This window comes from Solwaraspora sp. WMMD937, assembly GCF_029581175.1.
GTDB lineage: Bacteria > Actinomycetota > Actinomycetes > Mycobacteriales > Micromonosporaceae > Micromonospora_E.
Genome location: NZ_CP120738.1, coordinates 5,583,349 through 5,601,380, shown reverse-complemented (window position 1 = coordinate 5,601,380; position 18,032 = coordinate 5,583,349). Strand labels below are relative to the sequence as shown.

At 72.7% G+C, this 18,032-nt stretch carries 12 protein-coding genes; 9 read left to right on the top strand and 3 right to left on the bottom strand.

From position 1 onward, the window contains the following. The first annotated feature begins 239 nt into the window (after window positions 1-239). Window positions 240-3,080, top strand: a complete 2,841-nt coding sequence (leuS, locus tag O7621_RS24670) for a leucine--tRNA ligase (protein WP_282231449.1) — start codon at window positions 240-242, stop codon at window positions 3,078-3,080. On the opposite strand, the gene O7621_RS24665 is transcribed toward leuS, so the two are convergent. From O7621_RS24665 to O7621_RS24655, 3 genes are read right to left on the bottom strand one after another with little or no spacing between them, the layout of a single operon-like run. Then, complete coding sequence (locus O7621_RS24665; RefSeq protein WP_282231448.1) at window positions 3,064-3,807, bottom strand: VTT domain-containing protein; 744 nt, start codon at window positions 3,805-3,807, stop codon at window positions 3,064-3,066. The genes leuS and O7621_RS24665 overlap by 17 nt on opposite strands. Next, complete coding sequence (locus O7621_RS24660) at window positions 3,804-4,517, bottom strand: DJ-1/PfpI family protein (RefSeq protein ID WP_282234717.1); 714 nt, start codon at window positions 4,515-4,517, stop codon at window positions 3,804-3,806. The genes O7621_RS24665 and O7621_RS24660 overlap by 4 nt, the downstream gene beginning before the upstream one ends. Before the next feature lie 25 nt (window positions 4,518-4,542). Beyond that, window positions 4,543-5,763, bottom strand: coding sequence for a MurT ligase domain-containing protein (locus O7621_RS24655; protein ID WP_282234716.1), 1,221 nt, complete (start codon window positions 5,761-5,763; stop codon window positions 4,543-4,545). A gap of 84 nt (window positions 5,764-5,847) precedes the next feature. Here O7621_RS24655 and O7621_RS24650 point away from each other — a divergent pair, with 84 nt between their 5' ends. The 8 genes from O7621_RS24650 (at window position 5,848) to mraY (ending at window position 17,860) form a co-directional block, all read left to right on the top strand. Beyond that, the gene (locus O7621_RS24650; RefSeq protein ID WP_282231447.1) at window positions 5,848-8,676 is read left to right on the top strand and encodes a DEAD/DEAH box helicase; all 2,829 of its coding nucleotides are present in this window, start codon (window positions 5,848-5,850) and stop codon (window positions 8,674-8,676) included. Window positions 8,677-8,993: 317 nt separating this feature from the next. Then, entirely contained in the window at window positions 8,994-9,425 is a 432-nt protein-coding gene (gene mraZ / locus O7621_RS24645) for a division/cell wall cluster transcriptional repressor MraZ (RefSeq protein ID WP_123602607.1), read from the top strand. 261 nt (window positions 9,426-9,686) lie between these two features. After that, complete coding sequence (gene rsmH, locus O7621_RS24640) at window positions 9,687-10,820, top strand: 16S rRNA (cytosine(1402)-N(4))-methyltransferase RsmH (protein ID WP_282234715.1); 1,134 nt, start codon at window positions 9,687-9,689, stop codon at window positions 10,818-10,820. Window positions 10,821-10,831: 11 nt separating this feature from the next. Continuing rightward, entirely contained in the window at window positions 10,832-11,410 is a 579-nt protein-coding gene (locus O7621_RS24635; RefSeq protein ID WP_282231446.1) for a hypothetical protein, read from the top strand. A 5-nt stretch (window positions 11,411-11,415) separates the two neighbouring features. Further along, a complete protein-coding gene (locus O7621_RS24630; protein ID WP_282231445.1) occupies window positions 11,416-13,653 on the top strand; it encodes a penicillin-binding transpeptidase domain-containing protein in 2,238 nt (745 codons plus the stop codon). A 54-nt stretch (window positions 13,654-13,707) separates the two neighbouring features. After that, entirely contained in the window at window positions 13,708-15,297 is a 1,590-nt protein-coding gene (locus tag O7621_RS24625) for a UDP-N-acetylmuramoyl-L-alanyl-D-glutamate--2,6-diaminopimelate ligase (RefSeq protein ID WP_282231444.1), read from the top strand. After that, on the top strand, window positions 15,294-16,739 hold the full coding sequence (murF, locus tag O7621_RS24620; RefSeq protein ID WP_282231443.1) for a UDP-N-acetylmuramoyl-tripeptide--D-alanyl-D-alanine ligase: 1,446 nt from the start codon (window positions 15,294-15,296) through the stop codon (window positions 16,737-16,739). Before O7621_RS24625 ends, murF begins: the two co-directional genes overlap by 4 nt. Continuing rightward, entirely contained in the window at window positions 16,736-17,860 is a 1,125-nt protein-coding gene (gene mraY, locus O7621_RS24615) for a phospho-N-acetylmuramoyl-pentapeptide-transferase (protein WP_282231442.1), read from the top strand. Before murF ends, mraY begins: the two co-directional genes overlap by 4 nt. The last annotated feature ends 172 nt before the right edge of the window (window positions 17,861-18,032 follow it).

The window sequence follows — 18,032 nt, the reverse complement described above, 5'->3', positions numbered from 1 at the left end:
AAGCCGTCGCCGGAGGCGGCGGTGAGGGCGGTCCACCTGGTTCTCCGACCCGGAGTACACTGGCGCCATGGCCGGCGCCTTCCTGCTCCTTCTCCGGCCGTGCTGACCCACCAGGCCGCCTGACCGGCGCAGCGGCCGTCCGGCGGCGGCAGCACGGCGACCCCTCCTGTGGAGGGGTTTTTTCATGCCCACGACCAACACATCACAGCACTCAACCGACCCTGAGGTGGCGACCGACGATGAGCGAGGCAGTCGAGACCGCGGCGGACACCCCACCGTTCCGGTACACCGCCGCGATGGCCGGCGAGATCGAGCGACGGTGGCAGCAGCGGTGGGAACGTGACGGCACCTTCCACGCGCCCAACCCGGTCGGCCCGCTGGCCGACCCGGCCCACCCGCGCGCCGGCGCCGAGAAGCTTTTCCTGCTGGACATGTTCCCGTACCCATCCGGCGCGGGCCTGCACGTCGGCCACCCGCTGGGCTTCATCGGCACCGACTGCTATGGCCGCTACCAACGGATGGTCGGCCGCAACGTGCTGCACGCGATGGGTTTCGACGCCTTCGGCCTGCCCGCCGAGCAGTACGCGGTGCAGACCGGCCAGCACCCGCGGACCACCACCGAGGCCAACATCGAACGGTACCGGGCCCAGCTGCGGATGCTGGGGCTGGCCCACGACGACCGGCGGTCGGTGGCCACCACCGATGTCGAGTTCTACCGCTGGACTCAGTGGATCTTCCTGCAGGTCTTCAACTCGTGGTACGACACCGAGGCCGGCAAGGCCCGGCCGGTCAGTGAACTGATCGCTGCGTACGAGTCGGGTCGGCGCGCGACCCCGGACGGGCGCGCCTGGTCCGAGCTGACCGACCGGGAACGCCGCGAGCTGGTCGACGCGCACCGGCTGGCGTACGTCTCCGAGGCGCCGGTCAACTGGTGCCCCGGTCTGGGCACCGTGCTGGCCAACGAGGAGGTCACCGCCGACGGCCGGTCCGAGCGCGGCAACTTCCCGGTCTTCAAGCGCAACCTGCGCCAGTGGATGATGCGGATCACCACCTACGCCGACCGGCTGCTGACCGATCTGGACCTGCTGGACTGGCCCGAGCCGATCAAGCTGATGCAGCGCAACTGGATCGGCCGGTCCACCGGCGCGCACATCACCTTCCCGACCGACGCCGCTCCGATCGAGGTCTTCACCACCCGACCGGACACCGTTTTCGGCGCCACGTACATGGTGCTGGCCCCGGAGCATGCCCTGGTCGACGAGCTGGTGCCGACCGCCTGGCCGGCGGGCACCCGGCCGGCGTGGACCGGCGGGCACGCCACGCCGGCCGAGGCGGTCGAGGCGTACCGCAAGCAGGCGGCCGGCCGCACCGACGCCGAGCGGCAGGCCGAGTCCCGCGACAAGTCCGGCGTCTTCGTTGGCGCGTACGCCACCAACCCGGTCAACGGCGCCCGGCTGCCGATCTTCATCGCCGACTACGTGCTGGCCGGCTACGGCACCGGGGCGATCATGGCGGTGCCGGCGCAGGACGAGCGGGACTGGGACTTCGCCGAGGTGTTCGACCTGCCGATCGTGCGGACCGTGACGCCGCCGGAGGACTTCACCGGCAAGGCGTACACCGGCGACGGACCGGCGATGAACAGCGACTTTCTGAACGGCCTGGGCGTGACCGAGGCCAAGGAACGGATCATCGCCTGGCTGGAGGCGGGCGGCCACGGCCGGGGCGCGGTCACCTACCGGCTGCGGGACTGGCTGTTCAGCCGGCAGCGCTACTGGGGCGAGCCGTTCCCGATCGTGTACGACGAAACCGGGCTGCCGATCCCGCTGCCGGAGCAGATGCTGCCGCTGGAGCTGCCCGAGATCGACGACTTCTCGCCGCGTACCTTCGACCCCGACGACGCCGCATCCGACCCGGAGACCCCGCTGTCGCGCGCCACCGACTGGGTCGAGGTGGAGCTGGACCTGACCGGGGTGCCGGGTGCGCCGGCCGGCCGGCGGCGCTACCGCCGGGAGACCAACACGATGCCGCAGTGGGCCGGCTCCTGCTGGTACGAGCTGCGCTACGCCGACCCGGCCAACAGCGACGCCTTCGTCGACCCGGCCAACGAGCGGTACTGGATGGGTCCGGCGTCGTCGGCCGACTGCGGCGGTGTCGACCTGTACGTCGGCGGGGTCGAGCATGCCGTGCTGCACCTGCTGTACGCCCGGTTCTGGCACAAGGTGCTGTTCGATCTGGGGCACGTGTCCAGCGTCGAGCCGTTCCGCCGGCTGTTCAACCAGGGCTACATCCAGGCGTACGCGTACACCGACGCGCGCGGCGCGTACGTCGACGCGGCGGCGGTGACCGAGCGCGACGGCGGCTGGTTCCACGGCGACACCGCGGTCAACCGCGAGTACGGCAAGATGGGCAAGAGCCTGCGCAACGTGGTCACCCCGGACGAGATGTGCGAGGCGTACGGCGCCGACACGTTCCGGGTGTACGAGATGTCGATGGGCCCGCTGGAGGTGTCCCGCCCCTGGGAGACCCGGGCGGTGGTCGGCTCGTACCGGTTCCTGCAACGGGTCTGGCGGGCCCTGGTCGACGAGCGGTCCGGGGCGTCCCGGGTGACCGACGACCCGGCCGACGACGAGCTGCGTCGGTTGACGCACCGGGTGATCGACGGCGTCCGGTCGGACATGGACGGGCTGCGGTTCAACACCGCGATCGCCAAGCTGATCGAGCTGACCAACGCGTTGACCCGGCTGCCGGCCACCCCCCGCGAGGTGGCCGAGCCGCTGGTGCTGATGCTGGCCCCGTTCGCCCCGCACGTCGCCGAGGAACTGTGGCAGCGGCTCGGCCACACCGGTTCGCTGACCTACGCCGACTTCCCGGCGGCCGACCCGGCGCTGCTGCGGGCCGCGTCGGTGACCTACCCGGTGCAGGTGGCCGGCAAGGTGCGGGGCCGCGTCGAGGTGCCGGCCGAGGCCGCCGAGGACGAGGTACGGGCCGCCGCGCTGGCCACCGTCGCCGAGCACCTGGCCGGCCGTACGCCGCGCAAGGTGATCGTGGTCCCGGGCCGGATGGTCAGCGTGGTCCCGTGACCCGCAGCGCCGCGCGGTCCGCCCGGACCGCGCGGCGCCAGCGCAGCAGCAGGACGACGGTGGCCGCCGCGCCCAGCCCGGCGGGCGCGGCGGCCAGCCAGTTGACCTCACCGGGGGCGACCACCGCCGCACCGATCACCGCGTAGCCGACCGCGGTCGGCGCCGACGCCAGCACACTGCCGATCAGGAACGGGGCCAGCCGGGCACCGGTGGTGCCGTAGCCGTAGCTGACCATGCCGAACCCGCTGATCGGCAGCAGCCGGACCATGACCACGCCCAGCACGCTCTGGGTGGCGAACCAGCGGTCCAGCCGGGCCAGCCGCAACCGGATCCGGTCGGTCCGCCCGGCCAGGCCGGCCGGCGGGGCCGCCATCGAGGTCCGGCTGACGACGTATTCCCGGCCGAGCCACCGTCCGACACCGAAGCCGATCAGCGCCGCCAGCGCGGCCGCGGCGAGGCTGTAGCCGGCACCCGCCACCGGGCCGAACAGCGCTCCCCAGGTCAGGGTGATGAACGTGCGGGGGACCAGCACGGTCAGCAGCAGCGCGCCGCCGACCACGGCCAGCACCGGCCCGGCCGCTCCGAGCCGGTCGGGCAGCCCGGCCAGGGCCGCCAGATCGGGCCGGGGGACCAGCAGCACCAGCAGGCCGCAGCCGCCGATCAGCGCGAGCAGGGCCGCGAACCGGGCCACCGCCGGCTCGCGCAGTGCCCGGCCCAGCCGCCTCACGTGCGGATCGCGGCCATCCGTTCGGCCCGCAGCCGGTCGGCCCACAGGTCGTTGAGCGGTGGCAGGCTGGCCGCGCCGATCGCCCAGCGCAGCAGCAGGTCGGCCAGCGCCGGGTTGCGGGCCAGCGCCGGGCCGTGCGCGTAGGTGCCGAGGATGTTGCCCCGCCAGGCGCCCTCGCTGGTCCCGTCGTTGCCGACCCCGGCGGTGACCCGGGCCAGCGGCGAGACGCCGTTGCCGAGATGGGTGCGCCCGCCGTGGTTCTCGAAACCGCTCAGCGGCGGAACACCGAGCCGCGGGTCGATGTCGCCGGCGAGTTCGCCGACCGCCCGGCTCGGTCCCCGGTCGGAGTACAGGTCCAGCAGCTCCAGGCCGGTGCACTGGGTGCCCTTGGCAAAGAACGAGGTGCCCAGCAACTGGTAGCCGGCGCAGACCGCGAAGATCACCGAACCCTGGTCGACCGCGTGGTGCAGCCCGGTGTCGGCCCGTAGCCGCTGGGCGGCCAGCGCCTGCGGGCCGTCCTCGCCGCCGCCGATCAGGTAGATGTCGGCCGACTGCGGCACCGGCTGGTCGGAACGAATCTCGGTGAGCTCCACCGGGATGCCGCGCTGCTGGGCCCGCCGGGCCAGGATCAGCAGGTTGCCCCGGTCGCCGTAGGTGGACAGCAGGTCAGGGTAGATCCAGACCAGGCGGAGCACGCTTGGGCCGCCGATCGACGGGCCGATGGCCGGGAACGACTCAGTTGACACGGTCCAGCTCCGCTCGGATGTCCTGGAATGCGGTGTAGTTCGCGATGACCTCCAGCCGGCCGGGCGGCACCGAGGCGATCGCCGCGTTGAGCGACGGGACGTGCAGGAACGGCACGTCGTTGACCTCCAACCGGACGGCGAGGTCGAAGGCGCGGTCCCCGGTGATCAGCACCTGGCGGCCGCGTAACGGCGAGAAGTCGACGTCGAACAGCCAGGAGGTGTCCAACCCGTCGGGGTCGCGGGCGTTGATCGACAGCAGCGTCGGTGCCTGTTCGGCCATGTCGAACGCCTCCAGCCAACTGGCCGGGTTCTTGGCCAGCAGCAGCCGGATGGTCCGCCCGTTGCGGACCACCTGCGCGTACCGGCCGGCCACCGAGGTGACCACCGCCAGCCGGGACACCGCGTCCACCGGGCGTACCCCGAACTCGGCGGCCACCGCCAGCGCGGTGGCGGCGTTACCGATGTTGACCTGGCCGGGCAGCTGCAGCGTCACCTTGTGCCAGGCGCCGGTCGGGTCGATGACGCCGTCCTCGTCGACCACCCACTCCGGCTCGGGCCGGCGCAGCGGGCAGCCGGCACACCACCACTGGTCGTCGGAGCGTTCGATCGCCGAGCCGCATTCCGGGCAGACCCAGGAGTCGTCGTGCCACCGCTGCCCGGCGCTGAACCAGGAGACCGCGCCGGCGGTCGCGGCCGCCCACACCACCATCGGGTCGTCGGCGTTGGCCACCACCTTGACCTCGGGGTGCTCGGCCAGCGCCACCTGCCACAGCTGGGCCATCATCGCCACCTCCTTGGCCCGGTCCAGCTGGTCGCGGGAGAGGTTGAGCAGGGCGACCACCCGGGGACTGGTGGCCTCCAGCACCTGAGCCAGGTAGTGTTCGTCCACTTCGAGCACCGCGTAGGGCGTGGTGCCGGCCTTGGCCAGTGCGGAGGTGTGCCCGGTCGGCATGTTCGCGCCGTACGAGTTCGTCGCGACCCGGCCGAGTACGCCGACCGCCGCCGCGGCGAGCCGGGTGGTGGTGGTCTTGCCGTTGGTGCCGGAGACCAGCGCGACGGCCCGCCCGGCGGCGAGATGCGCCAGCAGCTCCGGATCGATCTTGAGGCCGATCCAACCGCCGATCACCGACCCGTCGCCCCGTCCGGCGGCCCGCGACAGTGCTGCGGCGGTGCGCGACACCGAGCTGGCCACCTTCGCCCGCAAGGGCATCTTCGCGTCCGTCACCCGAGCGAGGTTACCGGACCCCGTCCGGTGCCGATCGTCGCACGGACGCGTTGGTACGGTCGACGACCGATGAGTAGCTCAATGGTCGCCACCGCGCTGCGGGCGTTGGCCGAGCTGGCGCCCGCCGCACCCGAGCGGATGTTGGACGTGACCCGGGGCGGCCAGCCGCTGCTCTGGCTCGCCGATCCGGACCGGCACCAGCGTGATGCCGCCACCGACCGGTTGGCCGCGGTCGACCTGTTGCACCGCGACGAGCGGATCCTGCGACGCGGCCTGGGTCTGGTCGTCGGCACCGTCGAACGGGACGGGGTCCGCCGTCGGGTCCGGCTGCCGTTGCTGTCCGAACCGGTCCGGTTGGAGCGTGCGCTGCGTGGTTACCGGGTGGTGTCGGCCGGTGAGTTGGAGCTGACCTCCCTGGTCACGGATCGCGCCGCGGCGGCGAACCTGGAATCGGTGCCGGGTCTGGGCGGGCCGGGTTGGCTGACGGCGACCGGGACGCAGGCATGGCTGCGGACCGCCGCCGCGGCCGCCGGGCTGCCGTTGACCGAGGTACGGCCGGCACCGACCGGTCGGCGGCCCCGGCTGCCGGCGAGCGGGCTGACCGGCTATCTGGCTGCGGTGCTGTTCACCGTCCGGGATGTCTACGGGGTGGCGCTCGCCGACGGACTACGGGCCTGGGCCGGCCGGGACCTGACCGGCACCGCGCTGGCGGCGGTCTACCAGCCGACGCCGACCGGCGCTGACGGCGGTGCCGGCGAGACAGTGGCGGGGGACGCCGCCGCGGCCGGCGCCCGGTTCGACGCCGCTGCGGTCGAGTCGCCGTTGCCGCTGACCGCCGCCCAGTCGGACGTGGTCCGGCGGGTCCGGCGGGAACGGCTCACCGTCGTGTCTGGTCCACCGGGCAACGGCAAGAGCCACGCCGTGGTGGCCGCGGCCCTGGACACGGTCGATCGGGGCGGCAGCGTCCTGGTGGTGACCCAGTCGCCGCATGCCGCAGACGTACTGGTTGATCTCCTGGCCCGCTACCGGGGGCCGACCCCGGTGCTGTTCGGTGACGCTCGACGACGGGCGGAGGTCGCCGCCACTCTCGCCGCCGGTGCCGGTTCGGGTGTCCCGGCCGTGCGGGTGTCCGCCGCCGAGGACGCGGTGGCGGTGGCCCGCCGCCGAGTTGCTCGGGAGACCGGACTGATCCGGCTCGCCCTGGAGACCGAGCGGCTGGCCGCCGCCGCGACCGAGTGGGAGCCGCTGCTCGGTGCGCTGTCCTTGACCGCACCGGGTGCGTTCGTACCCGGGGCCGACCTGTCCGGTGCCACGCGTGCGGTCCGGCTGGCGCGTACCCCGGGCGGCGGGAACTGGTGGACGAGGTGGCGTCGGCGGGCCGCCCGTCGCTGGCTGCGGCGTCGGCTCGGTGTCGCCGTCGACCTCGCCGGGGACACCGACGGTGCGCTGGACCAGGTCGCCGACGCGGTCGAGGCGGCCCGGGCGGTGGCGGCTCGGGCTCGGCTCGCCGCCGCGGGCGGCACTGATCTGGCGGCGTACTGGGACCGGCTCGATGAGGCCGACCGGGAGCTCGCCGAACGGGTCGCGACCGCGATGCGGGACCGCGCCGGCAGTGAGCGTCGATGGGATCCGTCGGCCCGGCGCAACGCCGGGGCGTTGGCGAGCGCGTTGCGGGCGGGGCGCAACCGGCGCCGCGAGCTGCTGACCGCCTTGGACGGTCCGGCCCTGGTCCGGGCGTTGCCGTTGTGGATCGGCACGGTGACCGACGTAGCCGAACTGTTGCCGCCGTCGCCCGGTCTGTTCGACCTGGTCATCCTCGACGAAGCCTCGCACAGCGACCAGATCCGGGCTGCCCCGGCGCTGGCCCGGGCCCGGCGGGCGCTGGTCGTCGGTGACCCACGACAGTTGCGCTTCGTTTCCTTCGTCGCGGATGTGGACGTGACCGACACGCTGGACCGACACGGTCTGGACGACCGGCTCGACGTCCGCCGGGTCAGCGCCTTCGATCTCGCTGCTGCCGGCGCACCGGTGACCTGGCTCGACGAGCACTTCCGCTGCGTACCGCAGCTGATCGAGTTCTCGGCCCGGCGGTTCTACGCCGACCGGTTCGCGGTCACCACCCGCCACCCGGCGAACGAGTCGATCGACGTGATCGCGGTGCGACAGGTGGTGTCGGCGGCCACCGTGGACGGGGTGAATCAGGCGGAGGTGACCGCCACCGTCGAAGCGGTGCGGGAACTCGCCACTTCCGGCCAGTCGCAGATCAGCGTGGTCACTCCGTTCCGCGCGCAGGCCGACGCGCTGGAGGCGGCACTGGTCGCGGAGTTTCCGGTGGAGCGGATCGAGGAGCTGGGGCTGCGGGTCGGCACCGTGCACGCGATCCAGGGCGGTGAGGCCGAGACGGTGGTGGCGTCGTTCGCGGTGACCGACGACGATCCGCCGGCCAGGTTACGTTTCCTGGCCGATCCGAACCTGTTCAACGTACTGATCACGCGGGCGCGGCGGCAGTTGGTGGTGGTGACCTCACTGACCGTCGCCGACGGCCTGGTGGGGGAGTTTCTGCGGTACGCGCGCCAACCGCCGCCAGCGGTGCCGTCCGGGGGCGCGGTGACCACCGCCGGGGTCAGCGGTTGGACTGAACAGCTCGGTGCCCGGCTGACCGAGATCGGCGGCGCGGTGCGGTTCGACTACCCGGTCGGACGGTGGACGGTGGACATCTGTCTAGGTGTCGGCGCCGACGCCGTCGGTCTCAACTGCGTGGTCCATCCGGATGGTCCGCAAGCGCACCTGGCGCGGCAGCGGGCGTTACGCCGGGCCGGTTGGGCGTTGGTCGACGCTTTCGCCTCCCGCTGGAACGGTGATCCGGTGCGGGCGGCGCTGGAGATCCTCGTCGGGTAGCGGGCCGCCATCGGGTGCGGACAGCCCTTGCCGTCCCCGCTGCGGGCGGTGCCGGTGTCCGCGCCGTACGGGAGCCGGACGGGAGACCTCGGTGTCGCGTTGTCGGAAAGCGGACCGGTGCCGGCCCGCCCTCCACTCGGCACCACCCCCGCTGACGTGCGGTTTTGTCGGTGAATCGGGCGTGTTTCGGTCGCGATTCTGGTTGCAGGTGGAGGGAAGTGGAGTAGAGTGGGGCGCGATGGCGGGGCCGGGAGGGCCCGCCGGCCCCGGGGGATGCGGCACCGCGAATGCCGTACAAGGGCAAGGGGGGTTGGGCCGTGTTTCTCGGCACCCATACTCCGCGCCTGGACGAAAAGGGCCGGTTGATCCTTCCGGCCAAGTTTCGGGACGAGCTGGCGGGAGGTGTCGTGATCACCAAGGGACAGGAACGCTGTCTGTACGTGTTCCCGACGCCGGAGTTCCAGCGGATCGCCGAGCAGCTGCGCGAGCAACCGATGACGCACAAGGCGGCGCGGGCCTACAGCCGGGTCTTCTTCGCCAGTGCGCATGACGAGGTGCCCGACAAGCAGGGCCGGGTGACGATTCCGGCACATCTGCGGGAGTACGCCGGGCTCGGCCGCGACCTCGTGGTGATCGGGGCGAGCAGCCGGGTGGAGATCTGGGACAAGCAGGCATGGGAGACATACCTCTCCGATAGCGAGGACGACTTCGCGGACATCGAAGAGGGGGTGCTGCCCGGCGGACTGTAGGGCAACGGATGATCGACTGCCCGGCTTCAGGTCGGGTGTCGGTGGCTGACGCGAGAGCCGCCGGTCGGCACCGGTCGTCCGACGTACTGCGAGATCTCCAGCCGCTCCCGCACCTGGCGCCACTTCCCCGGCGCCAGGCGCGTGTTTCGAGCACCGGTCCGGCACGGGCGGTGGGCGGGAGTAGAGCGGATGGGGATCTGGCGGTACGACGAACGGCAACGCAGCAACCGGGCACGACACGGCAGGCCACTGGGGGTCGACATGGGGGAGCTTCGCGGTACGCACGTACCGGTGCTGCTCGAGCGGTGTCTCGAGCTGCTCGCCCCCGCGCTGGACCGCGGTGACCGGCCGGCCGTGCATGTCGACGCGACTCTCGGCCTGGGCGGTCACGCCCATGCGGTGCTGGCGGCGTTCCCGCTGGTCACCCTGGTGGGGCTGGACCGTGACCGGGAGGCGCTGGCACACGCCCGGGCGAGGCTGGCCGGGTTCGCCGACCGGGTCCATCTGGTCCACGCGGTGTACGACGAGTTGCCCGAGGTCCTTGATCAGCTCGAGCTGTCCGGGGTGGACAGCGTGTTGTTCGATCTGGGGGTGTCCTCACTGCAGCTCGACGCGCCCGAGCGCGGGTTCGCCTACTCCCGGGACGTCGCCCTGGACATGCGGATGGACCAGGGGCGGGGGACCACGGCCGAGGAGATCGTGAACGGCTACCCCCCGGGGGACCTGGTCCGGGTGCTGCGGGAGTACGGCGAGGAGCGGTTCGCCAGCCGGATCGTCTCGGCGATCGTGCGGGAGCGGCAGCGGCAGCCGATCACCTCGTCGACGCGATTGGCCGAACTGGTCGAGTCGGCCGTGCCGGCGGCTACTCGAAGAACTGGGGGAAACCCCGCGAAGAGGACGTTTCAAGCGTTGCGCATCGAGGTAAACGAGGAGCTGGCGGTGCTCCGCAGGGCGCTGCCGGCCGCGCTGGACGCGTTGCACGTCGGCGGCCGCATGGTGGTGCTGTCCTACCACTCGCTGGAGGACCGGATCACCAAGCAGACGTTGGCTGGCCGGGCGCGTAGCACGGCGCCGGTGGAGCTGCCGGTCGAGCTGCCGGGCACCGGCCCGACGCTGCGGCTGCTCGGCCGGGGTGCCGAGCAGGCCAGCGAGGCGGAGATCGCGGCCAACCCGCGGGCGGCGTCGGTACGGCTGCGCGCGGCGGAGCACATCGGACAGGCGGCGGTGCGCAGTGCCGGCACCGCCGGGCGGGGAAAGGGTGGGGCCGCCCGCGAACGGCCCCACCCGGGGAGAGCACCACACCGGCCCGACGCGGCGGCGTCCGGGCCATCCACACCGGACGGGATAGCCGGCCGGCGGAGACGTCACGATCGGGGTCGTGACGAGAAGGAGTAGGGGGAGGGGAGATGAACGTCGAGAAGCGCGACCGCTCGGGGCAGGTCGGTCAGCGCGGCGCCCGGGTGGGCGCACCGCGGTCGGGGGGCCGGACCGCGGCGCGGCGCAGCAACCCGTCAGGGGGCTACGTGACCCAGGGCAGCGCGGCGCTGCAGGAGCAGTCCACGACTCAGGACTCGGTCCGGGTCTGGGACAGCTCGGCGGAGCCGGCGCCGCCGCGACTGCGGGTCGCACCGCCGGCACCGGTGTCGGTGCCCCGGGCACCGTTCATCGCGATGATCCTGGTGGTCGTCGTCGGTGGGGTGCTCGGTGTGCTGCTGGTCAACACCAAGATCAACGAGAACGCGGTGCGGATCGGCACGCTGCAGCAGCAGCAGTCGAACCTGGATCTGCAGGAGCAGCAGCTGGAGAAGGAGATCGCGCAGTACGAGGCGCCGAACAACCTGGCCGCTCAGGCACGCAAGCTCGGTCTGGTCGAGTCCGGTCCGCCAGCGTTCATCCGGCTGCCGGACGGACGGATCATCGGCGTACCGCAGCCGGCCACCGGTGAGCCGGCCATCACCAGCTCGCAGCAGGGGGCGGGGGAGTAGGCCGGGTGGCTGACCGTTCCGATCCGCCGCGCCGGGATCCACGTGGATCCCGGCGCGGCGGCGTCGGTGAACCCGGCCCGATCGGCGGCATCGCCGACGCCCGCGCCTACACCCCCCGGGGTAGGACGGTGCGCGAGTCTGCCGAGCAACGCCGCACCGGCCGCGCCGAACGCAGTCGGGATCCGTTCCGGCCCGCGCTGCAGGTGCTCGACGGGGGTCGGTCCACCAGCGGTCGGCCGCCAGCCCGGACCGGTCCGGCGGACCCCGGCGACCGGGGTACCGGACCACGTCGCGACGCCGACCTGCGGAGCACGTCGCGCCGCGACGTGGACCCGGACCGGGCAGCGCGACGCGGAGCCGACTCCGACCGCCGCAGGTCGACCACCGGCCGTGCCGGGTCGGCCGGCAAGTCCCGGCAGGCGTCGTCCGGCTCCGCCCGGCGTGCCCCGGGCCCGGCCCGACAGGGCACTCGGGGCCGCCCACGGCGGCCCGCCACCCTGCCCCGGCTGGCCGACCCCCGGCGCCGGCTGCGGCTGGGCACCTTTCTCACCCTGACCATGTTCGTGGTGATCGGGATCCGGCTGATCGTGCTGCAGGTCGTCGACGCCCCGGCGTACGCCGACGGCGGCGTCTGGGACCGGGTCGGCTCGCCGGTCGTCGTGCCCGCCCCCCGGGGCAGCATCTACGACCGCACCGGCGCGGTGCTGGCACACAGCGTCGCCGCCCGGTTCGTCTACTCCGACCCGGGTCTGGTCGAGGATCCGCAGGCGACGGCGGAGGCGCTGTCACCGCTGCTCGGCATCCCCCGCTCCACGCTGCTGGACCGGCTGGTGCCGCAGACCCGCGAGGACGGGCAGGAGTCGCGGTTCGAGTTCCTGGCCCGTGGGGTGGACGTCGAACTCGCCGACCAGGTGATGGACCTTGAGCTGGCAGGTATCGGGGTGGACTACGACGAACGGCGCGAGGTGCCCGGCAACGACCTGGCCGCGAACCTGCTCGGCTTCGTCGGCCTGGACATGAACGGGCTGGAAGGCCTCGAGGCGCGCTACGACGAGGTGCTGCGCGGGGTGAACGGGCAGCGGATCGCCGAGCAGGGCAACCGTGACCTGCGATTGGCCGAGATTCCCGGCGGCTACCGGCAGGAGACCGAGCCGCAGCCCGGCAGTTCGCTGGTGCTCACCATCGACCGGGACCTGCAGTACGAGGTGCAACGCATCCTCAGCGCGACGCTGGAGCAGTGCACCGTCAGCGTGGCCGCCGCGGTGGTACTGGACCCGCGTACCGGGGAGGTGCTCGCCCAGGCCAGCGAGCCCACCTACAACGCCGCCGACGCGTGGTCCAGCGACCCGTCCGACCGGCAGGACATCGCCACCACCTTCACCGCCGAACCCGGCTCGGTGCACAAGCCGCTGGTGCTCGCCGCGGCCTTGGAGGAAGGGCTGATCGGGCCCGACACCACACTCGACCTCGGGCCGACGATCCGCAAGGGCGACACCACCTTCCGGGACACCCGCCCGATCGAGGCGGGTGTCGCGACCAGCCTGGCCGGCATGCTGGCCTACTCGTCGAACGTCGGCACGATCAAGATCGCCGACCAGCTCGGGCCGGAGCGGCTGCACGCGTACCAGCAGGCGTTCGGTCTGGGTAGCCCGACCGGTGTCGGACTGCCCGGCGAGGCCAGCGGCCGGGTGCTGCCGCTGGACGAGTGGAGCGCCTCGTCGTACGGGTCGGTGCCGCTCGGGCACAGCGTCGACGCCACCCCGCTGCAGATGGCCGCCGCGTACGCGGCGATCGCCAACGACGGCGTCTACGTACCGCCCCGACTGGTCCGGGAGATCATCGACGAGCACGGGCAGCGGACCCCGACCGAGGAGCCGACCGCCCGTCGGGTGCTCGGCGCCGACAACGCCGCCACGCTGCGCTGGATCATGGAAGGCGTCACCACCATCCCCGGTGCCACCGGCACTGCGGCGGCGGTCCCCGGCTACCGGGTGGCCGGCAAGACCGGCACCGGTCGGCGGATCGTCAACGGCTCCGTCGCCCCGGGCGAGGTGACGTCGTTCATCGGCATGGCGCCGGCCGACGACCCGCGTTACGTGATCGCCGTGATGTCGCACACCCCCGGTGGTGACTGCGGGGACGTCGCCGCCCCGGCGTTTCGCGACATGATGCGCTTCACCCTGCTGCACTACCGGGTGCCGCCGACCGGCACCGAGCCACCCCGTTTCGTGGTGCACCCGTGACGGTCCGTCCCGACCGACGTTCGGGACTCATCCGTACGGACGAAACGCCGCGCGATGCGGAGTGACCGGTACGCCGCTGCGCGGGCCCGGACCGCGGACCGGGTAGGGTCTAGCGCCGTGCCCGGCAATCCACGACCCCGCACCAATCGTCCGATTCCGTTCGCGGAGCTCGCCGCGTCGCTGGCGGTGCCGCCACCGACCGCCGCAGCCCCGCTGATCAGCGGAATCACCCACGCCAGCGGCGACGTCCGGCCCGGTGACCTGTACGCCGCGCTGCCCGGAGCCCGCCGGCACGGCGCCGAGTTCGTCGCCGACGCTGGTGCCCGAGGCGCGGTGGCCGTGCTCACCGATCCGGCCGGCGCCCCGGCGGCTGCCGAAGCCGGGCTGCCCGCCCTGGTGGTCCCCGAGCCGAGGACCGTACTGGGCCGGGTCGCGGCGGTTGTCTACGGCGAGCCGACCCGGCACCTGGCCATGATCGGGTTGACCGGCACCGCCGGCAAGACCTCCACCGCGTACCTGGTCGAGTCGGGGCTGCGGGCCGCCGGCCAGTCGACCGGGTTGATCGGCACGGTCGAGACCCGCCTCGGCGAACTGATCGTGCCCAGCGTGCGGACCACCCCCGAGGCGACCGACCTGCACGCGATGTTGGCCGTGGCCCGCGAGCACGGCGTGGCCAGCGTGGTAATGGAGGTGTCGAGCCACGCGCTGGCCCTGGACCGGGTCGGTGGTGTGCGGTTCGCGGTCGGCGGCTACACCAACTTCGGGTCGGACCACCTCGACTTCCACGCCGACGCCGCCGATTACTTCGCCGCCAAGGCCCGGCTTTTCGACGGCCGCTGCGCGGTCGAGGTGCTCAACCACGACGACCCGGCCCTGGAGCCGCTGCGTCGTCCGCACACGGTCACCTACTCGGCCGCCGGGGACGCCGCCGCCACCTGGCGGGCTGCGGCGGTCAGCGACGACGGCTACCGGCAACACTTCATCGCCCTGGGTCCGGACAGGATCTCCATCGAGGCCGCCGTCGGGCTGCCGGGGCGGCACAACGTGGCGAACGCGCTGCTGGCCATCGCGACCCTGGTCGCGCTCGGCGTCGATCCGGCCACGGCCGCTGCCGGAGTGGCCGACTGCCCCGGCGTACCCGGCCGGCTGGAACAGGTCGCTGCCCCCGGCCCGGTGCTCGGCGTGGTGGACTACGCGCACAAGCCGGACGCTATCGTCGCCGTGCTGACCGCGCTGCGCGGTCTCGCCGACTCCCGGCGGGGCCGGCTGATCTGTGTGATCGGAGCCGGGGGCGACCGGGACCGGGGCAAACGTCCGACGATGGGCGCCGCCGCCGCCCGCGGTGCCGATCTGGTGATCGTCACCGACGACAACCCGCGGACCGAGGACCCGGCGGCGATCCGGGCCGAGGTACGCCACGGGGCCGACGGCGTCGCCGGAGCCGAGGTGATGGAGGTCGCCGGCCGGCGGGCGGCGATCGACGAGGCGGTCCGGCTTGCCGGGCCCACCGACGTGGTCGCGCTGCTCGGCAAGGGCCACGAGCAGGGACAGGAGATCGACGGCAACGTCCAGCCGTTCGACGACCGGGTGGAGCTCGCGGCGTCACTGACCGCCCGGTTCCCGGCACTGGTGAGGCAGAAATGATCACGATGACGCTGGCCGAGGTGGCCGAGGCGGTCGATGGGCGGCTGCAGGACGCCGATCCAGCCAGCCGGGTCACCGGCGGCGTGGAGTTCGACTCCCGCAGGATCGGGCCCGGCGGGTTGTTCGTCGCCTTCGCCGGCGAGCGAGTCGACGGGCACGATTTCGCCGGCGCGGCGCTCGCCGCCGGAGCCGTCGCGGTGCTCGGCACCCGCCCGATCGCCGTCGACGGCGGAGCCACCCCGGTGCCGATGGTGCTCGTCGACGACCCGCTCGACGCGATGGCCCGGCTGGCCCGGGCGGTCCTGGACCGACTGCCCCAGCTGACCGTGATCGGTCTGACCGGATCGTCGGGCAAGACCACGACCAAGGACCTGATCGCGCAGCTCGCCGCCGGGCTCGGCCCGACGGTGGCGCCGGCCGGCTCGTTCAACAACGAACTCGGCCACCCGTACACCGTGCTGCAGGCCGACGCCGAGACCCGGTTTCTGGTGCTGGAGATGGGTGCCCGGGGCATCGGCCACATCCGGCACCTGTGCGAGGTCGCGCCGCCCCGGATCGGCGTGGTGATCAACGTCGGGGTCGCGCACCTCGGGGAGTTCGGTTCGGTCGACGCCATCGCCACCGCCAAGGGCGAGCTGGTCGAGGCGTTGCCGGCTGACGGCGTCGCGGTGCTCAACGCCGACGACCCCCGGGTGCGGCAGATGGCTGAACGCACCGCCGGGCGGGTGGTGCTGGCCGGGGAGGACTCCGCGGCGACGGTGCGCGCCGAGAACGTCACAGTGGATGACCGCGGGAGGGCCGCGTACCAGCTGGTCACCCCGGCAGGGTCGGCGCCGGTGCGGCTAGCGGTCAGCGGCCGGCATCAGGTCGGTAACAGCCTGCTCGCCGCAGCCGTGGCGATCGAGCTGGGGCTGTCCGACCCGGCGGAGCTGGCGGCCGGGCTCGGCCAGCTCCGGCTGGTCTCGACCCGTCGGATGGACGTGATCGACCGGGCGGACGGAATCACCGTGATCGACGATTCCTACAACGCCAACCCCGCCTCCACGGCGGCGGCGCTGCGGGCGTTGGTCGATCTCGGCTCGGGGCGACGGACCACTGCGGTGCTTGGCTACATGGCTGAGCTTGGCGAGTACGAGGAGCAGGGGCACGCCGAGGTCGGCAGGTTGGCCGCCGAGCTCGGCGTGCACCGGCTGTTGGTGGTGGGTGAACAGGCCGCGCCGATCCGGCATGGGGCGGCGGCGGTTGCGACGTGGGAAGGGGAGTCGGTGCTGGTCACCGATCAACAGGCGGCGATCGACCTGCTCCGGCGGGAACTCACCGACGGGGACGTGGTGCTGGTGAAGGGCTCGCGGTACCGCACCTGGGAGGTCGCCGACGCGCTGCGCGACGGATCGGCCTCCGAGGGTACGCCGGTGACCGGGGCCGGGGAGGCGACGGCGTGAGAGCGGTCATCGTCGCGGCGGCCGTGGCCTTCCTGGTGTCGCTGTTCGGCACCCCGGTGGCGATCAAGGTCTTCACGCGGCTCAAGGCCGGCCAGCCGATCCGGGCCGAAGGCCCGGTCATGCACCAGGGCAAGAAAGGCACGCCGACGATGGGCGGCGTGGTCTTCATCGTGGCGACGGTGATCGCGTACGTCGCCGGTCACCTCGCCCTGACCACCCTGCCGGCCCAGCAGATCGCCCAGGTCGGGCCGACCATCACCGCGCTCGTCCTGCTCGGCCTGTTGGTCTTCTCCGGGGCGGTCGGCTTCGTCGACGACTTCCTCAAGGTCCGCAAGCGCAACAGCGCCGGGCTGAACAAGCGGGGCAAGCTACTCGGTCAGATCCTGGTCGGCGCGGTGTTCGGGGTGATCGCGCTGTACTTCCCGAGCACGATGGTGGACTCCACCGGCGACGCGACCAACACCGAGACGGTCGGCAGCACCACGCTGTCGTTCATCCGCGACATCGACGCCCTCGACGTCGGCAAGGCCGCGTCGGTGGTCATCTTCATCCTGGTGGTGATGGCCACGACCAACGGCGTCAACCTGACCGACGGGCTGGACGGTCTGGCCACCGGCGCGTCGGTGATGGTGCTCGGCACCTACGCGTTGATCGCCTTCTGGCAGTACCGGCACTGGTGCGCCGATCCGAACTACACCGCCCAGTACTGCTACCAGGTGCGCGACCCGTTGGAGATCGCGTTGATCGCTGGTGCGGCAGCCGGGGCCTGTGTCGGTTTCCTCTGGTGGAATACCTCGCCGGCGCGGATCTTCATGGGTGACACCGGCGCGCTCGGGCTCGGCGGGCTGATCGCCGGGATGGCGATGGCGACCAGGACCATGCTGCTGCTGCTGATCATCGGTGGGCTCTTCGTCATCATCACCATGTCGGTGGTGATCCAGATCATCTCGTTCCGCACCACCGGCAAGCGGGTGTTCCGGATGTCGCCCCTGCAGCACCATTTCGAACTGGCCGGATGGAGCGAGGTCAACATCGTCGTCCGGTTCTGGATCATCGCCGGGATCGGCGTGGCGATCGGTCTCGGCCTGTTCTACAGCGAGTTCCTCGCGGTGATGGGCTAGCCCAAGCCGGCCCGCGCCCGTCGTGGCGGCCGGCCCGACACGCCGGTGCTGTGTTGATGTCCGGCCGCCGGGGACGGCAGCGCCGATGATGGACCGATGGCGACGACAGGTGGCGGCCCGGATGAGCGCTGACCCGGGCCGGCCCGTCACTGATCGGCCTGTCACCGCTGCG

Bases quoted from the DNA above. Each gene is read 5' to 3' on its own strand.
- rsmH (WP_282234715.1), top strand. From the start codon at position 9,687: ATGGGGGAGCTTCGCGGTACGCACGTACCGGTGCTGCTCGAGCGGTGT.
- O7621_RS24635 (WP_282231446.1), top strand. From the start codon at position 10,832: ATGAACGTCGAGAAGCGCGACCGCTCGGGGCAGGTCGGTCAGCGCGGC.
- O7621_RS24625 (WP_282231444.1), top strand. From the start codon at position 13,708: ATGCGGAGTGACCGGTACGCCGCTGCGCGGGCCCGGACCGCGGACCGG.
- O7621_RS24655 (WP_282234716.1), bottom strand. From the start codon at position 5,763: ATGCCCTTGCGGGCGAAGGTGGCCAGCTCGGTGTCGCGCACCGCCGCA.
- O7621_RS24650 (WP_282231447.1), top strand. From the start codon at position 5,848: ATGAGTAGCTCAATGGTCGCCACCGCGCTGCGGGCGTTGGCCGAGCTG.
- murF (WP_282231443.1), top strand. From the start codon at position 15,294: ATGATCACGATGACGCTGGCCGAGGTGGCCGAGGCGGTCGATGGGCGG.
- leuS (WP_282231449.1), top strand. From the start codon at position 240: ATGAGCGAGGCAGTCGAGACCGCGGCGGACACCCCACCGTTCCGGTAC.